This is a genomic window from Vibrio sp. OPT46 (assembly GCF_015163535.1).
Taxonomy (GTDB): domain Bacteria; phylum Pseudomonadota; class Gammaproteobacteria; order Enterobacterales; family Vibrionaceae; genus Vibrio; species Vibrio alginolyticus.
The window spans coordinates 24,995-34,550 of record NZ_JADDYG010000165.1; the positions used below are offsets into that span (position 1 = coordinate 24,995).

The 9,556-nt window shown below is 39.0% G+C and carries 12 protein-coding genes; all 12 read left to right on the forward strand.

Annotated elements, in window-relative coordinates; all coding sequences use genetic code 11:
- Nucleotides 1-759: a hypothetical protein gene (locus IQR33_RS07710; protein ID WP_193837318.1), complete on the forward strand. Its 759-nt coding sequence runs from the start codon at nt 1-3 to the stop codon at nt 757-759.
- Nucleotides 760-876: 117 nt separating this feature from the next.
- The gene (locus IQR33_RS07715) at nt 877-1,224 is read left to right on the forward strand and encodes a hypothetical protein (RefSeq protein ID WP_031780756.1); all 348 of its coding nucleotides are present in this window, start codon (nt 877-879) and stop codon (nt 1,222-1,224) included.
- A gap of 146 nt (nt 1,225-1,370) precedes the next feature.
- The gene (locus IQR33_RS07725) at nt 1,371-1,814 is read left to right on the forward strand and encodes a hypothetical protein (protein ID WP_017635413.1); all 444 of its coding nucleotides are present in this window, start codon (nt 1,371-1,373) and stop codon (nt 1,812-1,814) included.
- Between the two features lie 151 nt (nt 1,815-1,965).
- A complete protein-coding gene (locus IQR33_RS07730) occupies nt 1,966-3,009 on the forward strand; it encodes a hypothetical protein (RefSeq protein WP_193837320.1) in 1,044 nt (347 codons plus the stop codon).
- 142 nt (nt 3,010-3,151) lie between these two features.
- Nucleotides 3,152-3,499 (forward strand): zinc ribbon domain-containing protein, encoded by a 348-nt coding sequence (locus IQR33_RS07735; RefSeq protein WP_005448158.1) that lies wholly within the window; start codon nt 3,152-3,154, stop codon nt 3,497-3,499.
- A 145-nt stretch (nt 3,500-3,644) separates the two neighbouring features.
- Nucleotides 3,645-3,986, forward strand: a complete 342-nt coding sequence (locus IQR33_RS07745; protein WP_017635398.1) for an SH3 domain-containing protein — start codon at nt 3,645-3,647, stop codon at nt 3,984-3,986.
- Between the two features lie 644 nt (nt 3,987-4,630).
- Nucleotides 4,631-5,806, forward strand: a complete 1,176-nt coding sequence (locus IQR33_RS07755) for an AAA family ATPase (protein ID WP_017635397.1) — start codon at nt 4,631-4,633, stop codon at nt 5,804-5,806.
- Nucleotides 5,799-6,545, forward strand: a complete 747-nt coding sequence (locus IQR33_RS07760) for an HNH endonuclease (RefSeq protein WP_193263331.1) — start codon at nt 5,799-5,801, stop codon at nt 6,543-6,545. Before IQR33_RS07755 ends, IQR33_RS07760 begins: the two co-directional genes overlap by 8 nt.
- Before the next feature lie 128 nt (nt 6,546-6,673).
- On the forward strand, nt 6,674-7,312 hold the full coding sequence (locus IQR33_RS07770) for a class I SAM-dependent methyltransferase (RefSeq protein WP_005382559.1): 639 nt from the start codon (nt 6,674-6,676) through the stop codon (nt 7,310-7,312).
- 157 nt (nt 7,313-7,469) lie between these two features.
- Nucleotides 7,470-8,048 (forward strand): hypothetical protein, encoded by a 579-nt coding sequence (locus IQR33_RS07780; RefSeq protein ID WP_193837322.1) that lies wholly within the window; start codon nt 7,470-7,472, stop codon nt 8,046-8,048.
- 142 nt (nt 8,049-8,190) lie between these two features.
- Nucleotides 8,191-8,589, forward strand: a complete 399-nt coding sequence (locus IQR33_RS07790) for a DUF6232 family protein (RefSeq protein ID WP_025539256.1) — start codon at nt 8,191-8,193, stop codon at nt 8,587-8,589.
- A 687-nt stretch (nt 8,590-9,276) separates the two neighbouring features.
- A partial coding sequence (locus IQR33_RS32530; RefSeq protein ID WP_228013790.1) for an HIT family protein occupies nt 9,277-9,556 on the forward strand: 280 nt, incomplete at its 3' end.

Consider the following 9,556-nt stretch of genomic DNA (forward strand, 5'->3'; position numbering starts at 1 on the left):
GTGGAATTTTATAGAGACCTATTTACAAGTGTTGGCTGGTTTATACCCTCTAACTCTACAATGGGCTATATCAGTACTATCGCAAAAGAAATCGAAAGTACTGAAAAGCCAAATATTGAACCATTTCTCGAAGAGCTGTATTCCAGCCTTAATCAAGCTGCTATGGTTACTGAGCGCTATCCTGCTGTGCCTTATATTTGCGAGTATAAGGATATTATTGCTGGATCCATTGAAGCTCATTTTTTGGGGCTAAACTATGCGGCGGTGACGACTTTAATGCCAGTGGTTGAGGGAGTTGGTAATAAGTTAGTAGATGAGTGGGGAGTTGAGCGGAAATTTTGGAATGGCAAGAGGATGGTAACAAAAGGTACAAGAGTTTTGTTTTCCGATCTAGCCAAAAAATGTAGAGAACATGTTATAAGTAATGAACTTGGCATGGTAAGTGAAATAGTTCCCGCTTTAGAAGCATTTGAGCACTATTTAAAGAATAATTTTTATATTAGCTCTACTAAGTATGCTTTTGAAGATAAAACTAATAGGCATGGAATTTTACATGGCTCATTCAAAGATTCTGATTATGGTGTACCAATGAACTTTTACAAAACTATTGGTGCTGTAGAGTTTTTGTGCTTCATTATATCTCTTAAAGAGCCTATCAGTTTTTTTGCACCGTCACCTACAGATAAATCCTATCAGCTTGCTTCATACTATGATTCTTGCAAAACAAACAGTTTAGTCAGGCGAAAAATATTCGGCTAACAAAGCATTTAAGAGTGATTCGCAACGCTCGGCATTTTCGCTTCGCTCAAGTATAGCCGAGCGCAGCTCACACCTTAATGCGGCGTTATGCGCTCGCAGAAATGGAGATAATCAATCATGGAAGATTTAGCTAATTCGTTAAGAAGTTCTGGCCTAAAAGTCAAAATTAAAAAAGGAAAAATTGCAGTTCGGCTTGACGGGCTTTCAAATCCGGTTTCGATAATAAAAGATATACCTGCTGATGAGTATAAAGTGAAAACTAATGATTCGATTCTATCGATAATTGCCTGTCTTTTGCTATTTATTGGTCTGTCAGGTATTTATGAGTTTAGTGGTAATGCTTTGATAAATATTGCACTTATCTCCGTTTCTATATTGTCTTTTGTTACAGTGTTACTTACAGAGTTTAAGCTGACTAAATTACGCGCTACTGTAGTTGCGTTCAATCGTGGAGAACGCGCATAACAAATTGTTCAAGAGTGATTCGGCACGCGTGGCATTTTTACTATGCGTTAGTTCTAGTGGTTAAGGTGGTATGCGGAAGCTTAGGTATTGAGTGCCTCACACCTTAACAAGGCGTTATGCAGCAAGGACGACATTGGTGTTTTGAGATGAACATTGATGAAAGAATAAAATCACTTAGTAAAGTTCTTAATAACTTAATTAGCGCAAAATCAATAATGTATAACGAGTGGTCACCAAAGTTATACTCGAAAGAGTTGCAAGGTTCTGCAGGGGTTTATCATTTCTACGAGGAATCCGGCAAAGGCATAAGATCACTGTATATTGGTAAAGCTGGAGTAGGCAAAGGTGGCAATTGGGACCTGTACCAAAGGCTGAAACAGCATTTTCAACCATCTCAGGAAAACACTTACCTGGGTAAATTTGCCAAATCAAAATCGTTATCTGGAGAAGAAGCGTTGGAACTTCTCAATGGTTCTCAAGTTAAACTTCAATGGGTTAGTTTTAAACCAACTAGCAACCTTGAGAAAAAACTCATGAACATCGAGTGTTTCTGCAAAGCAGTTTTAGATCCTAAATATACCGATGAATGATCTGCATAACAAAGCGTTTAAGACGGATTCCCAACGCTTGGCATTTTCGGTTTGCTTCAGCTTTAGTGATTACGGCACAATGAGTTAGGTAAGGTGGTAGCGTTGCTCACCACTTAACGCGGCGTTAGGCACTTAAATTTAAGTATGTAAGATGAATATAATTGAAAAAACAGAAACCCTATTAAAGAGTTATATCGAAGATATAGGTAGTAATGATAGCCTGAGAGATCATGACAGGAGATTTGGAGAGCATTCTAATCAATTAGAAAAAAAGTTTAAAAATCTTACTCCACCATTAAATGTAATATCTAAAAGATTATATAAAATATCAAAAGATGCGTTCTATTTAATAGAGCTTTTTGATTACAAGATTTACCTTTTAGCTAAAGGTGTTTTAAGTAGCATTGAAACAAAGAATCCTCTTACTTTGGCAAATAATACAAGAGCCATAATGGAGCAAATGGCAGTGTATCATCATTGTATGTCTTCAATTAATGATATGCTCAATAACTTAAAAGATCAGGGCTCTTTAGAAAAGATAAATACAATTATCGAAAAGTGTGAAAAAACACTGCATAGAACATACTCCGGACAAGGCAAAGCCTACGCAGATGACGGAGCAAAAGCAATCCATATTAATGAAGCCATTAAATCACTAAGTAATGAAGTTAATGATGCTCCTAAAGTGTATGCTTATCTGTGTGAGTTTGTACATCCAAATTATGGTGGCAACCTTTTGGTTTCATCAGGTGACCTTGGTAAGGGAATCATTGGGTCGAAAAAACTAGAAGATAAAAACATTGAAAAAATGTTAAACGTTATTTGTTCAGTAATTGAACATTTAGGCTTCAAGAAGCTTGTAAATCCAACATTGACTTGGCAATTAGAGCACTACGTAGAGCTTTGCTTTATTCCAAAAGCTAAGCTAAGTAGTATCTTTTCCGTAAAAAAAGCAGTTCCAGTTGGTGATGGTAAAACGATCAAGACTGCGTTTTTCTTTAAAAATGCAAGAACTTCACAAGAAGCAATGCAACTTATGTATAAATATCTCACTGATATTGGATATGAGCCAAACTTAAATGATCGCCATCAAGTTGGGGATATTGAGTCAATAAAATCAGGGTATCACATTGACTGTTGGGAAACCGATAAAGGGAAGCTCTATTTTAAAACAATGAGGTACAATGGGTTATAATTGCCTAACAAACAATTTAAGAGTGATTCCCCACGTTTGGCATTTTTGGTTTGGGTTTAGTTCAGTGTTTATGGCGTCCATATTAAGTTTTGTGGTGGCGTGGCTCACACCTTAATTGGGCGTTATGCCTATAAGAGGAAGTATGGATAGTAAATGGGAGTGCTTTGGGTGCGGGCATAGCAATGAGCACTCATCATTGAAGTGTGAAAAGTGCGGGTCTTTAGGCAAAGAGCTTGCAAACAAGCAGATGGCAAACCACCTGCTAGGGAATGACAAAGTGAAATCGAAGTTCGAATACTGCTGTGATAAATGTGGTTCAGAGTCATATGAGGTTGGTGAGTTAAGAGCCAGTGGTGGATTTTGGAGTACATTTTTCAATTACAACAAACACCGTTTTTATTTCTTATCATGCAGTAGTTGCGGTCACACTGAGTTTTACAAACGAGGTCTAGGTACTGGACAAAAAATACTTGATTTTCTAGGTGGTTAGCATAGGCATAACAAACTGTTTAAGAGTGATTCTCAACGCGTGGCATTTTTACTATGCGTTGCTTTTAGTGTTTAAGGTGGTATGCGGAAGCATCGGTATTGCGTTGCTCACACCTTAACAGGGCGTTATGTACTTTGGAGAAAATATGGAAGTAGTCGCTACGGAAAAACACGTCTCAGAATATCCCAATCCGTTTTATTTGAAACAAGGTGATAAAGTGGCTCTCGGTGCAATTGACGACGAGTTTCCCAATTGGATTTTTATAACCAGTAGTGAAGGTCTGCAGGGTTGGGCTCCAGTTCAATATATCGAAAAGATTGAAGGAATCTCAGAAGGTGTTTTGCGTTATGACTATGACAATGTTGAGCTCAATACAGTCATTGGTGAAAAGCTGTCAGTGCAGTTTGAACTCAATGAGTGGTATCGAGTTTCGAGGTCAACGGGTGAAATTGGTTGGGTACCAGTGCGCTCGGTACAACGTACATAACAAATTGTTCAAGAGTGATTCGGCACGCGTGGCATTTTCACTATGCGTTAGGTTCAGTGGTTGAGGTGTTATGCGGAAGCTTAGGTATTGCGTGCCTCACACCTTAACAAGGCGTTAGTTGCCAGTGAGGCAAACGCAGCTTAAACAGAATGTTTAGAGTTAAAGTTAGTGTGTTTTTGGTGGGGTTTCGTACTTCAATTTTGAATCGTTCGGGTTCGTGAAAATCGTTCTCAGGTTTCTTTTGAGGTTGGATTTTCTGTTTCAGAAACCGGTTTATATGTTGAAAGTTAGCTCTGTAACATTGTCTGTCTAAAGGCGATTTTTGGTGTTGTTAGCCCGTTTTCTACGGCGTTGTATGTTCTAGGTGGTTTCAGTGACAGGCGCTTGGAAACTGCGCCTGATTTGAGTTTCTTAAAACACTTAAAAGTAGTGTTGGCAAAGCGGTAATTGACTTCAAATCAAAGTTTTAGGCTTGGCAACTAACAAGGCATTCAAGAGGGATTCACAACGCTTGGCAGTTTTGGTTTGAATCGGCTTTAGTGTTTACGACACAATGGTTTAGAACGGGTGGTAGCGTTGTTCACCCCTTAATGCGGCGTTAAGCACCTTCAACGTGCTCGCATCAAGAAACTTTAAGGATTTATATGTGGATTAAAGAAATAAATATCACAGGTGTCGGCGGGATAGAAGATCTTCATTTAACCTTAGATCCTAAGATGAATTTAATATGTGGACCTAATGGGATTGGAAAGACAACTATCCTTGAATCAATTGCCCACACTTTCTCAAATGGGAGAACAAACGTACTTAAACGAAACGCTAAGTCAGGAAAAAGTCATATTCGCGCGAAAGTAGATTTAGATGGCGGAGAAAGAATATCAAATGTTGAGTTTTCTGAGTTTGTTCCCAGTCAGCAGGCTCAAATAAATGGACTCAATGATCTATCGACAAAATTACTCTCGTTAAAAATTAATAGAACCTTCGAATATCAACCTCTTCAAGCTGTCGGAAAGGATACAGATAAACCTAATAGTAGCGCATGGAGCGAGGCTAGAGCAGGTGTTAGGTTAGATGACGTAAAAAACTGGTTTGTTAATCGCTACCTGTATTCACCTCATGGGACGTTGACTGATACCCAAATAGCTAACTATGAATTGGCTAGAGACAGCTTTTCAGCATTAAATGAAAGTTTCACCTTTAGTCGAGTTGACGCATCATCAAATGAGATTTTAGTGAACACGCCTAGTGGAGAGATTTATTATGAATACCTATCTTCTGGCTTTAAGTCATGTCTTTCAATTATATTTGGTATTATAAAAGAAATAGAGTTTAGATTTGTCGATCCTAAAATTAAAGCTAATGACTTTGATGGTATCGTTTTGATTGATGAAGTTGAACTTCATTTACATCCAGAATGGCAAGCAATAATAACTGCAGTCCTTACTGAAATATTCCCCAATGCCCAGTTTATTTGCACTACTCATAGTCCTCATATTATTCAATCGGCACAGCCTAACCAAATAATTGCAATTGAAAGCGTCGATGGAAAAGCTACACAGCGGTCATTGCCAGTCTCTCAACATGGGTTCAAGGGTTGGACTATAGAAGAAGTACTTATGGACGTTATGGGTATGTATGACTTGAGAACGGATGTTTTTACTGATTCAATTAATAGGTTTGAATCTGCTATAGAACAAGAAAATTATGAAGCTGCTTTACGCGCGTATAACTCTTTAGATTCTATGCTTCATCCGAGTAATCACATGAAGAAAATGCTGAAATTTCAGCTTTCTTCTATCAAGGGGGCTGCAATTGATTAAGCTACAAAAGCCGCTTGCTCCTGATTACCTTGATGATGAGACAGTTACTCGCCTTACAGAAATATTTAAAAAAACTGGGAAAAATGTATGGAACCACGAAAAGATTAAAGAGGCATTACTTTTAAGTAGCTCTAGTAAGTGTGCTTATTGTGAATGCAAGCTAAACTCAGAAAGTAATTATATGGAGGTAGAGCATTTTGAAGATAAAAGCTCAACCCCAGATAAGGTTGTACTTTGGGACAATCTTTTACCTTCTTGTAAACGATGTAATGGGGCTAAGGGAACTCACAATGTGTCCATCGAGCCTATCGTCAATCCTTTTGTAAATGACCCTAAATCTCATTTAGGGTTTAAATTGTACCGATTAACTGACAAGACAGATATTGGAAAAAATACAATAGATGCGCTAAATCTAAATCATTCAGAACGCGCCGTATTTAAACGTTTTGAGATTGGTGAGCAAGTTTTAAGTTCTATAAATGATGCTCACGACAGATATCATATCTGGTTAAATAGCGGAAAAAGCACACGTTCTAAAAATATACTAGTGGGTGGTGTTGAGGGTATTCTTTTAGAGTGCCAGCCAAATTCATCATACTCAGCTACTGCTGCAACGGTGTTACACAGCGAGTCACGTTATGTTCAATTGGTGGACTTACTTAAGACAGACGGTCTTTGGAATGATGAACTAGAAGAATTGCACAACCTGTCATTGAGTCTAGTTCTGGAATGTGCTTAACAAGCTGTTTAAGAGTGATTCGCAACGCGTGGCATTTTTACTATGCGTTGCGTTTAGGCGATTAAGGTGGTGTGCGGCGGCATCGGTATTGCGTTGCTCACACCTTAACAGGGCGTTAGCAGTCAAGGATGAATATGAAACAAAACTACCAAGTTCATGAACACATGTATGTTGAAGCTCGCGAAGCTGGCTGGGAAGGTTGGGGTGGCAACGAGCGAATGTCTAAAGCAGTTTTAGTTGAGCGTTTTCTCGAGCTATTTAAACGACCGGTGCAAGGTAAACTGCTCGAACTAGGTTGCGGTGAAGGACATCATTGCAGAGCTTTCCAGAAGTTAGGCTTTGAGGTGGCAGGTATAGATATTTCACCAACCGCAATTGAATGGGCAAAGGAAAAAGCCAGAGCAACAGGAGTCGAGGGTAATTATTATTTAGCGGACCTAACGGTAGCGTCTCTTGAACTTCCAGAACGTTATGATGTTGTCATTGACGGTAATTGCTTGCATTGCATTATCGGTGCAGATCGAGTCATATTTTTGAGTCATGTTTATCGTTCACTGTCTGAAAACGGGGTATTTTTTGTCAGTAGCTTGTGCTCTAAAAATGAAATTAGCTATGAAACTTATAGGGATGGCAGTCCATATCGTCATGTTACCTCTGAAAGTGATCTAGTTGTTGAACTAGAGAAAGCAGGGTTCCAAGTGCTTCATGTCAGTGTTTATGAGCGTGAAACTTCAAACCACATAACGGTGTATGCGATAAAAGCATAATTTTGTGTAGAAAAAACTGCTAACAAATTGTTCAAGAGTGATTCGGCACGCGTGGCATTTTTGCTATGCGTCAGGTTTAGTGGTTAGGGTGTTATGCGGAGGGTTCGGTATTGCGTGCCTCACACCTTAACAAGGCGTTAAGGCTCACGGAGTATTCATGAAATTTAAATATTGTATGCTTGTTGGTGGTCAAAGTATTCATCTGCGAGTAGCTGCTGATGTTATTGAACAATCAATAGAAGAATTCGAACTAGCTGGAGGTTGCTTTGACCCGAAAACATTTTCTAATGTCCCAAGCTTTAAAATCGACCAAAGGGTATATGCTGATGCTGGATTTACTAATGAGGTTCTTGTTGGCATTTGCGTTTTCTTTAGCACGTGGATGGGTAACATGATCTTAGATGAACTGTACGATAAAAGTCTCAAGTTCAGTTTCAAACGTTTTACTCAAGCTTTTCGTGCTGACAAACGTTGTGCCGAAAATCAAATAAGCCTGCTTGCATGTACCTACTTTTCAGATCTTGACTTAACAGTAGCCATCCGTCTAACGTCTAGAAATAAACTCGAAGAAGAACAACGTGATAGCTTGTTTGAGCAGGCTCATCTCAATGCAGCACAGTTTATTAGTGAAAATGGAAAACAGGCTCCAGTCCATTACTATCACATCCAAAATGGCACATTGAATCTTGAACCTTTGTTAAAAGAATCTATTGAACAAATACAGCGTGAGAAATGAGCCTTAACAAACTGTTTAAGAGTGATTCACAACGCGTGGCATTTTTACTGTGCGTCGGTTTTAGTGGTTAAGGTGGTATGCGGAAGCTTCGGTATTGCGTTGCTCACACCTTAACAGGGCGTTATACGAATAGAGGGAAATTATGTACAAAAGTAATGATTTTAACTTGGATTCAAAAGAGTTCAGGTTTAAGAAAGACTCATATCCTTTGTCTAAGATAAACAATGTTAGGGTTAAAAAGTTAAGTTTTCTTGATAATTTAGGTCAAGTTTTATTCTGGGTATGTGTTTTTTCAGGGGCAGTTTGGTTAGTTATTCCAAGGTTGGAAGAGGTGCCACAATGGCTACTAGTTTTAGTTCTTAGTCTGACGGTTGTAGGTTTGGTTTTTGCTCTTTTTCGTTGTTCTAAATATGCACTTCAAGTCGAGTTTCGTCACATAGATGAAACGGGCGTTCAATGGGTTAATGTCGCTAAGTCATACTCAAAGTCAGATTGTGAGTTATTTGAACAGCAAGTGTTGGCACTGAAGAAATTCGTATAACAAATTGTTCAAGAGTGATTCGGCACGCGTGGCATTTTTACTATGCGTTGGCTTTAGTAGTTAAGGTGTTATGCGGAACCTTCGGTATTGCGTGCCTCACACCTTAACAAGGCGTTAGCACAGGGTTGGCATCAAAGGCTAAAAGTTTCTGTTTTTATTGGTTTCTTTTCCTCGCTTTGCACCGGATAAAATGTGCCTTTCAGGTTCGCTCCGGTGGCACTAGATGTGAAGTTTTCGCTTTGAGTTTATCGTTTACGGATTCTAACTTTCGGGCTATTTCTCTGGCGTGGTTTCTTTGGCGCTGAGAAATTTTCGGCAAAACAAGCGTTTCTTTGACGCTGTTGTTCAAGTTCGAAGCCCGTATTCTTTGCTAATTTGAAAGCAGTGAAAAAAGGGCAGTTAAGCATGTTTTTCTTCAAGCCAACTTACGTCTTGATGTTTGTTTTTAGTTTGGCAGTTGTCCGTTTGGTTTGGTGTTTTAAGCCATAAGTTTCGTGCTATATTTCAATATCTTGGCGTGTACCAAAAGCTTAAAGGGCAGCGTGCTAACAAACAGTTCAAGAGGGATTCAGCACGCGTGGCATTTTTGGTATGCGGTGGTTTTGGTGTTGAAGTGCCATGCAGTAACATTGGTATTGCGTGCTTCACCCCTTAACTGGGCGTTAGCATACTTTGATAGGAGTTCAGATGACTACGATAGTCGAACAAATTGTTAATCGTGAAATTGACTCGGTCATCGTGTATGAATCTGACCAAGTTATAGCTTTTGCAGATCATGACCCAATCAACTTTGGACATATTTTAATCTGTCCTAAGACTCAATATCGTACTTTCATCGACTTGCCTGAGTCTGTGTTTTTAGAGATCACCGACGTTGCAAGAGATTTATATAAACGTATAGAAGCTAAGTTCAATCCCGATGGTATCGGCTTTATGCAAAACAATGGAGAGGCACCTCATTTCAACG

Bases quoted from the DNA above. Each gene is read 5' to 3' on its own strand.
- IQR33_RS07725 (WP_017635413.1), top strand. From the start codon at position 1,371: ATGAACATTGATGAAAGAATAAAATCACTTAGTAAAGTTCTTAATAAC.
- IQR33_RS07770 (WP_005382559.1), top strand. From the start codon at position 6,674: ATGAATATGAAACAAAACTACCAAGTTCATGAACACATGTATGTTGAA.
- IQR33_RS07790 (WP_025539256.1), top strand. From the start codon at position 8,191: ATGTACAAAAGTAATGATTTTAACTTGGATTCAAAAGAGTTCAGGTTT.
- IQR33_RS07735 (WP_005448158.1), top strand. From the start codon at position 3,152: ATGGATAGTAAATGGGAGTGCTTTGGGTGCGGGCATAGCAATGAGCAC.
- IQR33_RS07745 (WP_017635398.1), top strand. From the start codon at position 3,645: ATGGAAGTAGTCGCTACGGAAAAACACGTCTCAGAATATCCCAATCCG.
- IQR33_RS07715 (WP_031780756.1), top strand. From the start codon at position 877: ATGGAAGATTTAGCTAATTCGTTAAGAAGTTCTGGCCTAAAAGTCAAA.
- IQR33_RS07755 (WP_017635397.1), top strand. From the start codon at position 4,631: ATGTGGATTAAAGAAATAAATATCACAGGTGTCGGCGGGATAGAAGAT.
- IQR33_RS07780 (WP_193837322.1), top strand. From the start codon at position 7,470: ATGAAATTTAAATATTGTATGCTTGTTGGTGGTCAAAGTATTCATCTG.
- IQR33_RS07730 (WP_193837320.1), top strand. From the start codon at position 1,966: ATGAATATAATTGAAAAAACAGAAACCCTATTAAAGAGTTATATCGAA.